The sequence below is a fragment of the Faecalibacterium faecis genome, assembly GCF_040096475.1.
Classification (GTDB): domain Bacteria; phylum Bacillota; class Clostridia; order Oscillospirales; family Ruminococcaceae; genus Faecalibacterium; species Faecalibacterium taiwanense.
The window spans coordinates 1-16,739 of the sequence record NZ_JBBMEP010000034.1 but is presented as its reverse complement, the minus strand read 5'-3'; the positions used below and the strand labels follow the sequence as shown (position 1 = coordinate 16,739).

At 57.4% G+C, this 16,739-nt stretch carries 16 protein-coding genes and 1 tRNA gene; 10 read left to right on the top strand and 7 right to left on the bottom strand.

Going from position 1 to position 16,739, the window contains the following annotated elements; genetic code table 11:
* The first annotated feature begins 469 nt into the window (after positions 1 to 469).
* Together nrdD and nrdG are read left to right on the top strand one after the other, a co-directional pair.
* Complete coding sequence (gene nrdD / locus WMO17_RS12650) at positions 470 to 2,641, top strand: anaerobic ribonucleoside-triphosphate reductase (protein ID WP_005938935.1); 2,172 nt, start codon at positions 470 to 472, stop codon at positions 2,639 to 2,641.
* Positions 2,642 to 2,860: 219 nt separating this feature from the next.
* Positions 2,861 to 3,418 carry an anaerobic ribonucleoside-triphosphate reductase activating protein gene (gene nrdG / locus WMO17_RS12645; protein ID WP_005938932.1) on the top strand — a complete coding sequence of 186 codons (558 nt, stop codon included), beginning with the start codon at positions 2,861 to 2,863 and terminating at the stop codon, positions 3,416 to 3,418.
* Between the two features lie 71 nt (positions 3,419 to 3,489).
* On the opposite strand, the gene WMO17_RS12640 is transcribed toward nrdG, so the two are convergent.
* On the bottom strand, positions 3,490 to 5,067 hold the full coding sequence (locus tag WMO17_RS12640) for a RecQ family ATP-dependent DNA helicase (RefSeq protein WP_349138273.1): 1,578 nt from the start codon (positions 5,065 to 5,067) through the stop codon (positions 3,490 to 3,492).
* A 249-nt stretch (positions 5,068 to 5,316) separates the two neighbouring features.
* On the opposite strand from WMO17_RS12640, the gene WMO17_RS12635 reads away from it, so the two are divergent.
* From WMO17_RS12635 to WMO17_RS12620, 4 genes are all read left to right on the top strand, one after another.
* Complete coding sequence (locus WMO17_RS12635; protein WP_349138272.1) at positions 5,317 to 6,345, top strand: glycosyltransferase family 2 protein; 1,029 nt, start codon at positions 5,317 to 5,319, stop codon at positions 6,343 to 6,345.
* A 402-nt stretch (positions 6,346 to 6,747) separates the two neighbouring features.
* Positions 6,748 to 6,945 carry a hypothetical protein gene (locus WMO17_RS12630; protein ID WP_242702979.1) on the top strand — a complete coding sequence of 66 codons (198 nt, stop codon included), beginning with the start codon at positions 6,748 to 6,750 and terminating at the stop codon, positions 6,943 to 6,945.
* 144 nt (positions 6,946 to 7,089) lie between these two features.
* On the top strand, positions 7,090 to 7,341 hold the full coding sequence (locus WMO17_RS12625) for an AbrB/MazE/SpoVT family DNA-binding domain-containing protein (protein WP_005938917.1): 252 nt from the start codon (positions 7,090 to 7,092) through the stop codon (positions 7,339 to 7,341).
* A 24-nt stretch (positions 7,342 to 7,365) separates the two neighbouring features.
* A complete protein-coding gene (locus WMO17_RS12620; RefSeq protein WP_349138271.1) occupies positions 7,366 to 8,295 on the top strand; it encodes an alpha/beta fold hydrolase in 930 nt (309 codons plus the stop codon).
* A gap of 181 nt (positions 8,296 to 8,476) precedes the next feature.
* Here the strand turns inward: WMO17_RS12620 and WMO17_RS12615 are convergent, their stop codons facing one another.
* The 6 genes from WMO17_RS12615 to WMO17_RS12590 all read right to left on the bottom strand — a co-directional run bounded on the left by WMO17_RS12615 (position 8,477) and on the right by WMO17_RS12590 (position 14,034).
* Positions 8,477 to 9,967, bottom strand: coding sequence for a lipopolysaccharide biosynthesis protein (locus WMO17_RS12615; protein WP_349138270.1), 1,491 nt, complete (start codon positions 9,965 to 9,967; stop codon positions 8,477 to 8,479).
* A gap of 76 nt (positions 9,968 to 10,043) precedes the next feature.
* A complete protein-coding gene (locus tag WMO17_RS12610; protein WP_120020678.1) occupies positions 10,044 to 10,598 on the bottom strand; it encodes a M48 family metallopeptidase in 555 nt (184 codons plus the stop codon).
* A 4-nt stretch (positions 10,599 to 10,602) separates the two neighbouring features.
* Positions 10,603 to 11,523, bottom strand: coding sequence for a DMT family transporter (locus WMO17_RS12605; RefSeq protein ID WP_097774139.1), 921 nt, complete (start codon positions 11,521 to 11,523; stop codon positions 10,603 to 10,605).
* Entirely contained in the window at positions 11,523 to 12,056 is a 534-nt protein-coding gene (locus WMO17_RS12600; protein WP_349138269.1) for a hypothetical protein, read from the bottom strand. The genes WMO17_RS12605 and WMO17_RS12600 overlap by 1 nt, the downstream gene beginning before the upstream one ends.
* 188 nt (positions 12,057 to 12,244) lie before the next feature.
* The gene (locus WMO17_RS12595; protein ID WP_349138267.1) at positions 12,245 to 13,537 is read right to left on the bottom strand and encodes a glycoside hydrolase family 10-like protein; all 1,293 of its coding nucleotides are present in this window, start codon (positions 13,535 to 13,537) and stop codon (positions 12,245 to 12,247) included.
* Entirely contained in the window at positions 13,534 to 14,034 is a 501-nt protein-coding gene (locus tag WMO17_RS12590) for a hypothetical protein (protein WP_005938897.1), read from the bottom strand. Before WMO17_RS12590 ends, WMO17_RS12595 begins: the two co-directional genes overlap by 4 nt.
* Positions 14,035 to 14,157: 123 nt before the next feature.
* Here WMO17_RS12590 and WMO17_RS12585 point away from each other — a divergent pair, with 123 nt between their 5' ends.
* The 4 genes from WMO17_RS12585 to WMO17_RS12570 form a co-directional block, all read left to right on the top strand.
* A complete protein-coding gene (locus WMO17_RS12585; RefSeq protein WP_044953353.1) occupies positions 14,158 to 14,577 on the top strand; it encodes a hypothetical protein in 420 nt (139 codons plus the stop codon).
* Between the two features lie 71 nt (positions 14,578 to 14,648).
* Positions 14,649 to 14,725 (top strand) — tRNA-Ile (locus WMO17_RS12580).
* Positions 14,726 to 15,164: 439 nt separating this feature from the next.
* Complete coding sequence (locus WMO17_RS12575) at positions 15,165 to 15,350, top strand: hypothetical protein (protein ID WP_005943483.1); 186 nt, start codon at positions 15,165 to 15,167, stop codon at positions 15,348 to 15,350.
* Positions 15,351 to 15,596: 246 nt separating this feature from the next.
* On the top strand, positions 15,597 to 16,739 hold a 1,143-nt coding region (locus WMO17_RS12570), incomplete at its 3' end, for a recombinase family protein (RefSeq protein ID WP_349138265.1).

The following is a 16,739-nucleotide window of genomic DNA, read 5'->3' as shown; positions in this document are numbered from 1 at the left end:
TTTTGCCTCAGCGCTTGGCGCTCAAGTATAATACCACACCCCCGCCTCCTTGTCAACACTTTTTGACAGGTTTTTTCCATTCTTTTTTGCGCATGACCGGAAACGGCATCTGACCGTGAGGTATATGCGCCGCAGCTGCTTTGGTGCAGCTTGGCACAAATGCCTTTTCTCTTTGCTTATATAATGTATTATAAAGCTTTCGCCGTATAATATTTTGCGATATTACACCTCGGAAACAGGTGTGCGTTGTCAAGAGGTCTTGGCTCAGATTTTATCCTGAAAATTATCCATGAATTTTGGCTAAAACTCCAAAACGCAAAATGTAGTGGTATTTTCCTTGACTTGCCACTAGATAGTGATAGAATAGAGCTACATTCAGTTTGTTGGATATCGTGTGCGCAAAACGGGTATCTCTTATTGTAAGAGATACCCGTTCACACTGTGCTTTATTTGTTAAGGAGGAGAGCCGATGAAGATCATCAAACGCAACGGTGCAGAGGTCCCCTTTGATATCACCAAGATCATCACCGCTGTTACTAAGGCCAGCGATTCTGTGAGCGGCCAGAGCCGTCTGACAAAGGACCAGATCACCCAGATCGCCGCTGCTGTTACCGACCAGTGTCAGGCGCTGAACCGCGCCGTCAGCGTGGAAGAAGTGCAGGATATGGTGGAGAACCAGCTCATGGACATCAAGGCACATGATGTGGCCCGGCACTACATCACCTACCGCTATGTGCAGAGCCTGAAGCGCCAGACCAACACCACCGATGAGCGCATCCTGAGCCTGATCGAGTGCCAGAACGAAGAGGTCAAGCAGGAGAACGCCAACAAGAACCCCACCGTGAACAGCGTACAGCGCGACTATATGGCCGGTGAGATCTCCAAAGATCTCACCGCCCGTCTGCTGCTGGACCCGGAGATCGTCAAGGCCCATCAGGAGGGTCTGATCCACTTCCACGATTCCGACTACTTTGCCCAGCACATGCACAACTGCGATCTGGTGAATCTGGAGGACATGCTGCAGAACGGCACCGTCATTTCCGGCACCTATATTGAAAAGCCTCACAGCTTCTCCACCGCCTGCAACATCGCCACCCAGATCATTGCACAGGTAGCATCCAACCAGTACGGCGGCCAGAGCATCAGCCTGACCCACCTCGCCCCCTTTGTGGATGTCTCCCGCAAGAAGATCGCCGCTGAGGTAGAAGTGGAAATGGCCGGTCTGGACGTTTCTGCTGAGCGCAAGAAGGAGATCGTAGAGCGCCGCCTGCGCAGCGAGATCAACCGCGGTGTGCAGACCATCCAGTATCAGGTGGTCACGCTGATGACCACCAATGGTCAGGCCCCCTTTATCACCGTGTTCATGTATCTGGGCGAGGCGCGCAATCCGCAGGAGAAGGCAGACCTTGCCATCATCATTGAGGAGACCATCCGCCAGCGCTATCAAGGCGTGAAGAACGAGGCCGGTGTGTGGATTACCCCCGCCTTCCCCAAGCTGATCTATGTGCTGGAAGAGGACAACATCCGCCCCGGCACTCCCTACTATTATCTGACCGAGCTGGCCGCCAAGTGCACCGCAAAGCGCATGGTGCCCGACTATATCTCCGAAAAGAAGATGCTGGAGCTCAAGGTGGACAAAAACGGCGAAGGCCACTGCTACACCTGCATGGGCTGCCGCAGCTTCCTGACCCCCTATGTGGACCCCGAGACCGGCAAGCCCAAATACTACGGTCGGTTCAATCAGGGCGTTGTCACCATCAATCTGGTGGATGTGGCACTCTCCTCCAAGGGCAACTTTGAGAAGTTCTGGAAGATCTTCGACGAGCGTCTGGCTCTGTGCCACCGCGCACTGCAGGCACGGCACAAGCGACTGCTGGGCACCCCCAGCGATGCCGCACCCATCCTGTGGCAGTATGGTGCGCTGGCCCGCCTGAAGAAGGGCGAAAAGATCGACAAGCTGCTGTTCGGCGGCTACTCCACCATCAGTCTGGGCTATGCCGGTCTGTATGAATGCGTGAAGTATATGACCGGCAAGAGCCACACCGATGCCGGTGCAAAGCCCTTTGCTCTGAGCGTGATGCAGCACATGAACGACAAGTGCAACGCCTGGAAAAAGGCCGAGAACATCGACTACTCCCTCTATGGCACCCCGCTGGAATCCACCACCTACAAATTCGCCAAGTGCCTGCAGAAGCGCTTTGGCATCGTGCCCGGTATTACCGACAAGAACTATATCACCAACAGCTACCATGTGCATGTGTCTGAGCAGATCGATGCCTTCACCAAGCTGAAGTTTGAATCCGACTTCCAGCGCCTGTCCCCGGGCGGTGCCATCAGTTATGTGGAAGTGCCCAACATGCAGGACAATCTGGAAGCCGTCATAAGTGTGCTGCAGTTCATCTATGACAACATCATGTATGCGGAGCTGAACACCAAGTCGGATTACTGTCAGGTGTGCGGCTATGACGGCGAGATCAAGATCGTGGAGGATGACGGCAAGTTGGTGTGGGAGTGCCCCAAGTGCGGCAACCGCGACCAGAACAAGCTGAACGTTGCCCGCCGCACCTGTGGCTATATCGGCACCCAATTCTGGAATCAGGGCCGCACGCAGGAGATCAAGGACCGCGTGCTGCATCTGTAACCTTTTTGTAGAAAGGAAAGCATCCTTGCCCTCTCCGTCATCGCTGACGCGATGCCACCTCCCCCAAAGTGGGAGGCCTTGGCAGTCCATGCAAAGTGTGTGGTTTCGCCAGGGACTCTCCCTTTGACAGACTTCCCCCGCGCCGGGGGAAGATGGCGAAGCCAAAAGGGGGAACAGGCTGGGCGCGAAGCGGCCTGAGAGGGCTAGGCCGCTAAAATTATGAACTACGCAACCATCAAATACTATGACATTGCCAACGGCCCGGGGGTGCGCACCAGCGTGTTCGTGTCCGGCTGCCGCCACCACTGCCCGGGGTGCTTCAACGCCGTGGCGTGGGACTTTGACTATGGCCAGCCCTTCGACAAACCCACCCGCAACGAGGTGTTTGCATCCTGCCAGCCGGACTATATCGCGGGCCTTTCTCTGCTGGGCGGCGAACCCATGGAGCCGGAAAATCAGCGGGAGCTGCTGCCCTTCGTGCGCAACTTCAAGGCCTTGTACCCCAACAAAACGGTGTGGTGCTATTCCGGCTACACCTGGGAACAGCTGACCGGCAAAGAGCCAAGTCTTGCCCGGTGTGAAGCCACCGACGAGCTGCTGAGCCTGCTGGATGTGCTGGTGGACGGCGAGTTCGTGCAGGCAAAGCACGATATCTCCCTGCGGTTCCGCGGCAGCAGCAACCAGCGTCTTCTGGATGTGAAAAAGACCCTTGCCGCCGGTCAGCCCGTGTGGTGGGAGGACGAAAAGGTATTCGCCACCCATACCATGGAAAAATAAACAGAAAAGAGCGTCCGGTTTTCCACTTCCTGAACGGAACGTGTGGAAAACCGGACGCTTTCTTTTTTGTTTTACTCTCTGCTGCCCACGGCATCCTCGATGATGCGCAGGAAGGCATTGCCGTAGCGGGCGGCTTTCTTCTCGCCCACACCGCTGATATTCAGCAGTTCATCGGTGCTCAGTGGCTTCTTCTCCACCATTTCCCGCAGGGTGGCATCGCTGAACACCATAAAGGCCGGGATATTCTGCTTTCCGGCCAGCCGCTTGCGCTGAGCATAGAGGGCATTCAGCAGCTTTTCGTCAAACTCGCTCAGCTCGCCTGCCACCGCCTTTGTGCGGCGCGGCTTCTCGGCCAGGCGGCGGGCATTATCCGCCGCGCGCCGCCGGGAATACTCCACCTGCAGCTGCGCTTCCTGCTCTGCGGCCAGACAGCAGGAGCAGTTGCCGCATTTCTTTGGTGCAGCTTCGCCGAAGTAATGCAGCAGAAATCCCCGCAGACAGTCCTGCGTGGTGGAATAAAATGTCATGTACTTGAGCCGCTCCTCGGCCTTGCGGGCAGCTTCGGCTTTCACATCGGCGGGCAGGCCGTTGTCTGCCTCCATCTCCTTTTCAATAAAGAAGCGGATGGTGCGCACATCGGTGCCGGAATAGAGCAGCGTGCACCGGGCGGGCTGTCCATCGCGGCCTGCACGGCCTGCTTCCTGATAATAACTTTCCACATCCTTGGGCATATTGTAGTGGATTACGAACCGCACGTTGGGCTTGTCGATGCCCATGCCGAAGGCATTGGTGGCTACCATGATCTGCACCCGGTCGTAGAGGAAATCGTCCTGATTCTTCCGCCGGGTATCCGCGTCCAGCTTGGCATGGTAGGCCGCAGCCCGGATACCGCGGCTCTGCAGCAGGCGGGCAGTCTCATCCACCTGCTTTGTGGTGCTGCAGTAGACGATGCCCGCGTTGTCACCCTCTTTCAGCACAAGATCCAGCAGCTCCTTCGGCTTCTGGCTGGGCAGGGCGCGCCGGGTCTCAAAATAGAGGTTGGGCCGGTCAAAGCTGGTGGTCACCTCGTAGGGCTTCTGCAAGGCCAGCTGTTCCCGGATGTCGTCCCGCACATGGGCGGTGGCCGTGGCCGTGAATGCGCCCACCACCGGACGGCTGGGCAGGCTGTCCACAAAGGCTTTGATGCGCAGGTAGCTGGGCCGGAAGTCCTGTCCCCACTGGCTGATGCAGTGGGCCTCGTCCACCGTCACCATGCTGATCTCCCGCTCCTGTGCAAACCGCTGGAAGCCGGGCATTTCCAGCCGCTCCGGTGCCACATAGATGATCTTGTACCAGCCTTCCCGGGCGCGGCGCAGCATCAGGGCCTTCTGGTTATCGTTCAGGCTGTTGTTCAGAAACGCCGCCGCCACGCCCGCCTGCACCAGTGCCCCCACCTGATCCTTCATCAGGCTGACCAGCGGCGACACCACGATGGTGATGCCCGGCAAAAGCAGCGCCGGCACCTGATAGCAGATGGATTTACCCGCACCGGTGGGCATCACCGCCAGTACATCCTGCCCGGCAAGCAGGCGGCTGACGATCTCCTCCTGCCCGGGGCGGAAGCTGTCGTAGCCAAATACCTTTTTTAAGATCGAGTGCGGGTTTTCCATGGGTTCCTCCGTATCATAGAATAGGTTTTTTTCTGCGCAATGTCTTCAAAACCATATCAGTATACCACAAAAGCCGGGCTTTTGCGCAGGTGCAGAGCCGTTTTTTTGGCAAAAAGCACGAAATGTCAAAGGTAATTTTTTTGCAAATGATAGCTTTTCAGGCGCGAAAATGATATAATAGGAGCACATAACTCCATGTCCGGCGTTTTTTGTGCGCCGACTGTTGATAGAAAAAGGAGCAATCATCTTATGCAGCAGAAACTCATCACCTTCGCCGTTCCGTGCTACAACTCGGCGGCATATATGCGCCATTGCATCGAGACCCTGCTTTCTGCCGGAGAGCAGGCCGAGATCATCCTTGTGGACGACGGTTCCGTGAAGGACGATACCCCCGCCATCTGCGACGAGTACGCCGCCAAATATCCCACCATCGTCAAGACCATCCATCAGGAAAATGGCGGCCACGGTGAGGGCGTCAATCAGGGCATCCGCAACGCCACCGGCCTGTACTATAAGGTAGTGGACAGCGACGACTGGCTGGACACCGACGCCCTGAAAAAGGTTCTGGCCCGCCTGACCACTCTGGTGGCCCGCGGCACCGCGCCGGACATGATGATCTGCAACTATGTGTACGAGCATGTGGAGGACAACACCACCCTGACCGTGCGCTACACCAACGTGTTCCCGCAGAACCGCCTGTTCAACTGGACCCATGTGGGCCACTTCCGCCCGGACCAGAACATCCTGATGCACTCGGTGATGTACCGCACCGAGGTGCTGCGCAAGTGCGGCATGGTGCTGCCCAAGCACACCTTCTATGTGGACAACATTTTTGTCTACCAGCCCCTGCCCTATGTCAAGAGCATGTACTACATGGATCTGGATCTGTACCGCTACTTCATTGGCCGTGCCGATCAGAGCGTGAACGAGAGCATCATGGTAAAGCGGGTGGATCAGCAGCTGCGGGTCACCCGGCACATGATCGACTGTCAGGATCTGGATGAGCTGAAGGATCAGAAACGTCTGCACGCTTACATGGTGCACTATCTGTCCGTGATGATGGCCGTGAGCGACATCTTCCTGCTGCTGGACGGCAGCGACGAGGCAAAGGCCAAGCGCACCGGGCTGTGGCAGTACCTCAAGGATCACGTAAGCACCGGCGTTTACCGCGCCGTGCGCTACAATCTGGGCGGTCTGACCGACCTGAAGTTCCCCGGCAGCGACAAGCTCACTCTGGGCGTGTACCGCCAGCTGCGCAAGATTTTCAAGTTCAACTGATTCTTTGGAATTTACTCCTTCCGTCACGTCTTACGCCGTGCCAGCTCCCTCAAAGAGGGAGCATTTGGCAGAATGGAACACCTCTCCTTCTCGCCAGAGCCTCCCTCCGTGAGAAAGACTCCCCCGGCCGGGGGAGGTGGCACGAAAGTGCCAGAAGGGGAATGGGTGGCATCGCGCAGCGATGACGGAAGGAGTTTCTTTTTGTCACACGGCAAAAAATCTTTGCAAAAATGCCGTATTCCGGTTGCTTTTTGTCTGGGCGGATAGTATATTGGACGTATATGCGTTTTTTCTGGCTGCGCTGCGTTTTTCCTTTTCGTTCTTCCCTTTCGCTGATCGCGGGCCCGCTGCAGTGATGATATCCAGAAGTACCTCGGCATCACCCTGCTGCCGCAGGCCGGTGTGGCACTTGGCATGGCTGCCACAGCCGCCCAGCTCTCGGACGGCCACATGGTGCGCAACGTGGTGCTGTTCTCGGTGCTGGTGTATGAGCTGGCAGGCCCCACGCTAACCAAGATCGCACTGACTGCCGCTGGAGAGATCCGTCCCGAGGGACGCACCAGCGCCCGTGTGGAGAACAAGACGGAAGAAGTTGTATAAAAGGTTGTTTTTTGTCGAAATGTCACGCAATCATTGACGAACCCTGTTATTTTTTGTATACTGAGCATAGCGCCACTGGAACAATTTTCCTATTGTGTCACAGACTGGCTATCACAGGAAAAGGATAAAGGAGAATGGAATACTATGAAAAGTACCGGTATCGTCCGCGGCATCGATGCGCTGGGCCGCATCGTTCTGCCCAAGGAGCTGCGCACCAGTATGCATCTGGACACTGACACCAAGCTGGAGATCTTTGTGGATGGCGACTCCATCGTGCTCAAAAAGCATCGGCCCGCCGGCAGCTGCGATTTCTGCGGCGAGGTGGATGAGTCTTCGGTGCAGTTTGCGGGCTACTGCATCTGCCCGGCCTGCCGCCGCAAGATCGGTGCACTGTAAAACACACAAAAAGGAGGCTCTGCTATGAGCCAGATGATCGATTTCACCGTCCCGTCCACTGTGCCGGGGCGGACTTTGCATGCCTTCCGCTGTGTGCCGGAGGGTGAAGTAAAGGCGGTTCTGCAGTTGTCCCACGGCATGGTGGAATTTATTGACCGCTACAAGCCGCTGGCGGAATATCTGGCCGGGCGGGGCATCCTTGTTACCGGCCACGACCATTTGGGCCACGGCGGCTCCATCCGCACCAAAGCGGACTACGGCTACTTTGCCGAGCCGGACGGCAACCGCGCCGTTCTGGCCGACCTGCACGCCATGACCGTGCGCACCAAAGAGCTGTACCCGGGCGTGCCTTATTTTCTGCTGGGGCACAGCATGGGTTCGTTCTATGCCCGGCAGTATTTATGCGAATACGGCCATGAGCTGGACGGAGCCATCATCATGGGCACCGGCTTCCAGCCCAAGGCACTGGTGCAGTTTGCCAAAACCCTCTGCCGGGTGCTGGCCGCTTTCCACGGCTGGCAGTACCGCAGCAAGTTCGTGGCCAACATGTCCTTTATGGGCTACAACAAAGGGCTGGAGGGCCGCACCACCCACGACTGGCTCAACCGCGATCAGGCCGAGGTGGACAAATATCTGGCCGACGAACGCTGCACCTTTACCTTTACGCTGAACGCCTACTACAGCATGTTCAGCGGTATCCTGCGCCTGCACGACCCGGCCTTCCTTGCAAAGATGCCCAAAGGCCTGCCGCTGCTGTTCTTGGCTGGTGATGCCGACCCGGTGGGCGAACAGGGCAAGGGCGTGCAGCGTGCCATCCAGAGCCTGAAAGATGCCGGTGTGCAGAACATTGAGTGCAAGCTGTACCCCGGTGCCCGGCATGAACTGCTGGTGGAAACGAACCATCAGGAAGTGTTTGAAGATATCGGCAGCTGGCTGGAAAAGCATCTTGCCTGATCTGCCGCATCCGTTTTACCGTCATTCTGAGGAATGGCGGTACTTTTTGCCCTAATGGCTGGCGGCACTTTTGCCAGCCTGACCGGCAAAAATGCCCGGCACTGAAAGTTTTCCCGATTGCTGAAAAAGTCCCCGGAACCAGCGTTCCGGGGACTTTCTGCGTTTATTTTCAGTTATGCTGTTATGCTTTCTTGGGTGCGATCCAGCCGTCGATCACATTTACCAGTGCCTTGCCGCGGCGGCCCAGAAGCTTGGGCAGCAGGACACGGGCCATGGCCCACACACCGGCAAAGTTGTACAGGATGATCAGCGCCGTGATGATTCCGGTCCACAGGCCATAGAGCGGCGTTTCGGCCAGCAGCACAAAGGCTTCGATCACCAGCGCGGCGGCGTTCACCAGCACGCGGCCCGGATGTACCTGCATCCCGATCATACGGTGGGCATCGATGGCGCGCAGGGTGAACACCAGCGCAAGGCCAAGGAAGGACGCATAGGTAGCGCCCACAGGCCCCCACCACTTGATGAAGAAGTAGTTCATGATGCAGTTGCTCACAGCACCCGCCATCATGGTGATCATGCTGCGGGTGGACTTTTTATTCACCACATACACGCTGTTCATGAACTGGTTGAAGCAGCTGCAGGTGGAAGCCAGCACAAGGAAGGGCACAAAGTGCCATGCGTAGTAGTAGTTGGACTTCATAATGTGCATCACCGGGCGGCACAGCCAGATGATACCGGCTGCGCAGCAGAACAGCACACTGGAATAGGTGCGGAAAATTTTGGTAAAGAACTTTGCGCGGCCCTCTTCCTCGGTCACAGCGGAGAGCTGCCATGCATCGTAGAAGATCAGGCCCAGCGTAGTAAGGATGGTGGGCAGGAAATAGCCGGTGGAAAGCAGGCCGCTCCATGCATTGCCGTCGCGGCCGTCCAGACCGTTGCACATCTCACGCACAAAGAACAGGTCGGATGCGTTGATGATCCAGAAGCTGATCTGTGCCGGGATCATGGGCAGCGAGAAGCGCAGCATCTGCTTCCACAGATCCTTGTTGATGCCCTTCAGCTCCACATAGTTCCACAGCTTGCCGGTGAACATCAGGAACAGCACACTGGAAAGGTCGCCGCTGATGATGGCCAGCAGGTAGCCGTTGGCACCCCACTTGAAGCCCACCAGATACAGCACGTAGAAAGCCATGGTGGCCACGGTGCACAGCACGCCGTCCACGGCCACCAGCTTGTTCCACTGGCGACTGCGCACGAACTGGGTGCACAGGGTGCGCAGGCAGCTCATGAGCACATAGATGTAAATGAGAAGGCCGTACTGTGCCATATCGGGCAGGAACTGCGCAATGGGCCAGCACAGCACCAGAATGCCAAAGCCGCCCAGAATGGTCAGCAGGCCGTTGGTGAACACCTGTTTTTCGCTGTTGCCCTTGTCCAGACCAAAGCGGATGATGGCGTTGGACATGCCCATGGACACGAACGGGATGAGCAGGTTCGCGTACTGGCTCAGGATCTTGGAAAGGCCCAGATCGGAGATCTCCGCCATTGCATAGGTCAGGAACGGCTGGACGATCAGGGTGAGCAGCTTTGACGAAAAGCTGGAAATTGCAAAGATCAATGTGTTGCCGGCAAGCTTTGAATATTTATCGCCGGACTTTTTTTCGTTTTCCAAGGGAACTTCCCTCCTGTTTTACAATTCGGATGCGGGCCGGTCTGTGACCGCCCGCATCCGCTTTCCCACTATTTAATCACTTTAAAAGCGCCCGCCGGGCTTTCCAGTCCGGCAGCAGCTTTGCCACCTCGGCCCAGAACGCCGGGCTGTGGTTGGGCTGCAAAAAGTGGCAGTACTCATGCACTACCACATAGATCTGCGCCGCCGGGGGCATATGATACAGCTGCAAAGCAAAGGTGATCTGCCGTTTTGCCATAAAGCACACGCCCCACCGGCTGGTCATGCTGCGCACTTTGATAACAGGCTTGTGCCCGCCCAGCACTCCGGCAAAGGCCGGGTAGACCTTATCGCTCATGGCCGTAAAATAGGCCAGCGCTGTTTCCTTATCCGGCAGAGGCCGCGCTTCCTGCGCTGCGCGCCGCATGGCACGTTCCCGGGCCTGCTGCACCCAGTCGGCGCGTGCGGCCACAAAGCGGTCTGCCGCATCTGCACTTGTCCGCAGGGGGATGCTCACCGCCACGGTGCCATCCTCCCGCACACGGATGTTCAGGTTCTTGACCCGTTTGCGGGTCAGCTCGTATTGGATGCCGCCTGCCGTGCGCAGCTGTGTCTCCTGCTTTCTGCCCGCCATGAGGTCAGGTAGTCTTTTTTGCCCGGTGCAGCATTTCCAGCGGCAGCTGGGCCAGCACCACGGCAGCAAAGATCAGCACGCAGCCAAAGACTTCCCGGGCAGAAAGGTTCTGGTGCAGCAGCAGCCAGCCGCCCAGCGCACTGAACACGCTTTCCAGACACATGATCAGGCTGGCAATGGCGGGGTTCAGGTCCCGCTGGCCCAAAATTTGCAGGGTGTAGGCCACGCCGCTGGACATGATGCCGCAGTAGAGGATCGGCAGCGCATTCTCCGCGAACTGCGCTGCGGAAGGTGTCTCGAACAGCAGGGCCGCAGCGGTGCTTTCCACCGACACCACCAGAAATTCGGCAAGGCTCAGCCGCACGCCGTCCACCTGCGGGGAAAAGTGGTCCACCGCAATGATCTGGAAGCTGAACAGCACAGCACAGCTCAGCAGGAGCCAGTCGCTGGACTCGATGCTGCCAAAGCCGTTTTTCATGCACAGCAGGTACAGGCCCAGCACGGCCACCACCATGCTCACCCACAGCTGCGCACTGCCCTTACGGCCCAGAAACAGGCCGAACACCGGCACCAGCACCACATACATGGCGGTCAGGAAGCCGGCCTTTGCCGTGGACGGATTGATGGTAATGCCGATCTGCTGTGCAGCGGATGCAGCAAACAGAAGGGTGCCGCACACAAAGCCTGCCGCCAGCAGCTTTTTCTTCTCGGCAGCAGTTTTGGGCTTTGCATCGGTGCCGCTTTTGCGGCGGATGGCATCAAACACCATCACCGTGGGGATCAGCACCAGTACAGCCAGCCAGCTGCGCCCGGCCAGAAAGCTGTAGGCTCCCATGCCGGAACCGGCGCTCTGGGCCACAAAGGCTGTGCCCCAAATAAGGGAGCACAGCAGCAAAAGCAGAGAGTTCTTGGTTTGTGTGTTCATCAGCCAATGCCCTCCACCTTCAGCAGGCCGTACAGGTAGTACTTGCTGGAGTCATAGGAGATGGTCACACGGTACTGCGCCGCCGGGTCCAGCCCGGAGATGGTGCAGCGGTAGTCGGTGCCGTCGGTATGGATATAATAGGTGCTGTCGGCTACATACTCTGCGCCGCCGTCCACCTTTTTCCACACGGCCACCTTGAACCGCTGGGTGCCCTCAGCCGTGCCGCAGCCCATAATGCTCAGCGTGCCGGAGGGCACGGTAAAGTAGCTGGTCTGGCGGCTCCAGATGCCGTTGAACACTGCATACAGGCAGCCATCCGCCGTGGCCGTGGCAAACTTGGCCGAGGAGTCTGCAATGCCCTGAATGATCAGCGGATCACTGGTCTGGTCGGCCCAGCGGGTAGTGTCCTCTTCCTGCACTTCGTCTGAAGTGCCCGATGCCTTGTGCACGATGCTCTGCAGGGTGTCCTTGCAGCCGATCAGGCCCACTGCAAGCACCAGCGCCATCAGCAGCACAACGATCCTTTTTTTCATCTTCATACGTTTCCTCACGAAGCAATGCGCTTCTCTTTGTTTTTCATCCCTCCGCCCTGTTCTTGTACAGAGCAGATACAGATATAGTATACCGCATTTTCCGGCGCTGTACAAGACATTTGTCCTGTGCCGTACTGCAAGAAAAGCCCCGCCGGGGCTTTTCTTTTTGTGCGGTTTGCCGCCTGATTTTACGTTTCTTTGCCAGTGACCGCCCGCAGGGCAGCACACTCGGCAGCGGCCTGCTCCGGTGCACCTGCACCAAACAGACTGCCGTACCGGTACAGCGCCCAGCCGCCCGCGTTCTGGCTGCGCAGGTCCTGCACCTGCCGGGCCAGCACATCGCCGGTGCTCCAGCCGCTCACGCTATCCGGGTTCGCGCCGCCGTCACCGGTGCCCACGCGGTACGCGCCCAGCCCGAAGTACAGGGCCATGCCCTCTGCGCGCGGGTACGCCAGCCACGCGGGCACGATGTTCTCAAAGGCAAAGCGGGTGCTGCCGCTCTGCAGCGTGTAGCCATAGCCCCAGTAGATCTGCGGGCAGAGATAATCCACCACCTGTTCTTCCCCGCCTGCGGCCAGCCACGCCGTCACATCGCTGTACTGGCTGTTGAGGTCGTTGTCGGGATTCCCCTGCGGACTGATGCCAAAGCGCAGCGTCGGGTCTGCAGTCTTCACCGTGTCGTGCACCTTCTTGACCAGAGCGGTCACGTTCTGCCGCCGCCATGCTGCAAGGTCTGCCGCACCGCTGGCCGCAAACTGCGCCGCATCGATGCTTTCTTCGGTCGTAGGGTAAAAATAATCGTCAAAGTGGATGCCGTCCACCGCGTAGTTCTGCAAAAGCTCGGCCACGCCCTGCACCACATAGTCCGCCGCTGCAGGCTCGGCCGGGTTCAGATACAGCCCGTCGCCCACTGCACACACCCATTCCGGGTGGGTGTTGGCAAGGTTGTTCTCTGCCAGATTCGGCGGCATGGCTGCAGAGGACCGCAGCCGGTAGGGATTCAGCCACGCTTCCACCGAAAGGCCGCGCCCGTGGGCCTCCTGCAAAAGGATGTCCAGCGGGTCAAAACCGGGGTCCTGCCCCTGCACGCCGGTGCACAGGTGGCTCCACGGGAACAGCTGGCTTTTGTAAAGTGCATCCCCGAAGGGCCGCACCTGCGCAAGCACTGTGTTCAGCCCAAGGCCCGCGCAGTTTTCCAGCATTTGCACGCACCCGGCGCGGAAGGCATCCGCCGAGGAAAAATCCATTGCTGCCCATTCCAGATAGCTCACCCATACGGCCCGCCACTCGCCTGCAGGCAGGGCAGGGTTCTCAACAGGCTGTTTTTCTGCTTTCGTTTTGTCCCGTTTGGAAAACTTTTTTCTGCGCAGCCACAGCCCCGCACCCACACAGACAGCAGCACCGGCCCCCGCCAGAAAGGTGCGCCGGTTCACACGGCGCGGTTCCGCTTCCGTTTTTTTGGACTTGCGCCGCTGAGTCACAGCGTTTCCTCCTGGGTCTTATACAGCACAAGCGCTGCCCAGCCCCGGGCGCAGGCCAGCAGCACGAACATGATGTTCGTCCAGAAGGCAAGGGCGCTCATGCCCGCATACTTCGTCAGCAGCCAGAATAAAAGCCGCAGCGCTTCCGAGATGCACACCAGCTGCAGCGGGCGCTGGATGGGCCTGCCGTGGCCGTACTCGATGGCAAGCAGGCCCGGCCACACCAGTGCCGAGCACAGGTCGCCCGCCCAGCCGCCTGCAGCCAGCTTGCTGAGCATCAGCAGCACGAACACCAGCGTGTAGCTGCGCTTATCCTTGGCGGGCGCACCCTTCTGTGCGGCCAAAAACAGCACTGCAATGCCGGTGATGCAGAACACGATCAGTTCCAGCCCCGAAAAATCCATGCCGCCCAGCACGGCAAAGCCGCCCAGCATGGACATTGCCGCTGCCGCCAGCAGGAAAAAGTACCAGGTCTTGCGTGTAAATTTGAGCTTCATTGTGTTCCTCCCGCCTGCAGCAGTGCGCAGGCTCCTGACAAAATTTTCAAAGAATTAAAAATATTATAGCACAAAAGTATGCGGGTTGTGTTACAATAAGAAAAACTCTTCAGGAGGATCTTCATGAACGCCGCAGTTTCCATTGTCCTGCTTGCCGCCGTACTTGGCGTGATCGTTTTTCTTTTGTCCCGGCGCGAGAATACCCGCCGCAGCCAGTACGGCCCCGCCGGCCTTTCGGAGTTCCGCACCGACCTGCCGCTGGACGAGTGCTTCGACCGGCTGGACGAGCACAGGGACGCCGACGAGTTCGTGTACGAGTGCCGCCGGGAAAAGGACGGCGGCTTTCTGCTGCATCTCACCCTGCACCAGCCCACCCAGCAGCCGCTGGACACCCTGTATACCCTTCGGCTGGACCCCGGTCGTCAGACCGTAGTGACCCTGATCTTCATCCGCGAAGCCTTTGGCTACAAGGAGCCACTGTTCCCGCAGGAAATGCTTGATCGTTTTATGCAGCAGAAGCTGGATGCCCATCGCACCAAATAAAGTTTTGTGTAAATGCTTTTCATTTTGCGCTGTTTTTGGTATACTTGTAAGTGCCGCAGCGCAGAATATGCGGGCTAGTAGCTCAGTTGGTCAGAGCTGGCGGCTCATAACCGCTTGGTCCCGGGTTCAAGTCCTGGCTGGCCCACCATACAGTTCGTACTCGAACCCGATTCTTTACGAAAAAGGGTTCGGGTACGTTTTTTGTTTATCGGAAGTTCTGCGGAAGGACTCCACAGAGCGTTAAACGAGCAAAGGCAGGGTATCACTATGACGGTGGTATCCTGCCTTTTGCTTTGAGGAATCAAGTTCGCTTTGTGCGAACTTGATCGCCACCTATATGGCGCATTGAGGGCAATTGCTGCGTACGTGCGTACCGGGAGCCTGTACACCTCTGGCAAGGTGTAACACACTAGACTTTGTTCCAAAGTCCGTGTGCTAAGGGGGCAGGCTCCTTAGAATTCCTGTGGAGTGTGTACGCACGTACGCAGGAAAACGGCAAAATTTCACTATATCGGGGTGTTCTTTCATTGGAGAGTATGGTATACTCGGCTTAGTTCAACAAATCAAAATTTGGCGAGGTGATTTACATGAAAAAGAGCGCATCAAGAATCGTCGGTTTGGTAATGCTGATTATAGCTGTTGCATTTATAATGTTTGCGGTGAACCATCCAGAAATGAGTTTTCCTTGGAACAATACCATTACTTGGTTACTGTATGGTTTGTATGTTCTTGTGACAGTCGTGCTGCTTATTGCGCCTAAGATGAAGAAGTAAACAATTCCAGTTTGCCGTACTCGTTCCCAGCAGGGTTTGGGGCAGGCACGCCCCAACAAGAAGCTGTCCCAAAGGGGCAAGAATTTTCAAGAATTGAAAATTTGTGGCCACGGGACGATTCTTGCTCTCACCTTTTTCGCTGCGTTTCGCAATTTTCACATTTCAATCTGCTCGCAGATTGTTGACAAGCTGCGCTTGACCCGATACTATAAAGGCAAGTCGAATACACGCCAAGGAGGTGCAACCATGATCGCCGTGATCTACGCCCGCTATTCATCTGACAGCCAGCGAGAAGCGTCCATTGAAGGACAACTGCGCGACTGCAAGGACTACGCCGAGAAGAACGGCATCACCGTGGTCGGCACCTACATTGACCGTGCCTACTCTGCCAAAACGGATGACCGCCCGGACTTTCAGCGGATGATTAAGGACAGCGCGAAGAAAATCTTCGATGTGGTTCTGGTCTGGAAGCTGGACCGCTTTGCCCGGAACCGATTCGATGCCGTGAACTACAAGTACCAGCTGGAAAAGAACGGTGTCCATCTGGTGTCTGCCATGGAACCCATCTCGCAGGGGCCTGAAGGCATTATGGTGGAGAGTATGCTGATTGGCATGGCGGAATACTATTCCGCCGAACTTGCCCTGAAAGTGGCGCGCGGTGAGCGCGAAAATGCCCTCCAGTGCAAGTACAACGGCGGTGTGGTGCCGCTGGGCTTCACCATTGGCAAGGAGGACAGGCTGTACCATATCGACCCGGAGACGGCTCCCATCGTGCAGGAGATCTTCAGTCGGTATGCCGACGGCGAACCGGCCGAGAAGATTGCCGCCTCCCTGAACGAGCGCGGCCTGCGTACCCGCACCGGGAAGCCGTTCGTGAAGAACAGCTTCTTCCAGATCTTCCGCAACCGCCGCTACATCGGCGAATACCGCTACAAGGACATTGTGACGCCGGGCGGCATTCCGGCCATTGTTGACAAGGACTTGTTCGACCGGGTGCAGCAGCGTTTCGAGCAAAACAAGATCGCCCATGGTCGGCCTGCAAAAGAGGATGTGAGCTATCTGCTGACCACCAAGCTGTTCTGTGGCAAGTGCGGCACCCTGATGGGTGGCGAAAGCGGCACCAGCCACATGGGAAACACCTACTATTACTACAAGTGCGGCAACGCCAAACGCCATGGCAAGGCGCACTGTGACCTGAAAGCCATTCGCAAGGAGCCGCTGGAGCGGTTCGTGGTGGACACCGCCATTAAGGTGATTTTTAGCGATGAAATCATCGAACGGCTGATAGATTTGGTCATGGATGCCCAGCAGCAGGAGAACACCCGGCTGCCTGTCCTGAAAGACCAGCTCAGGGACACGGAGAAGCGGCTGGCAAACCTTCTGGAAGCC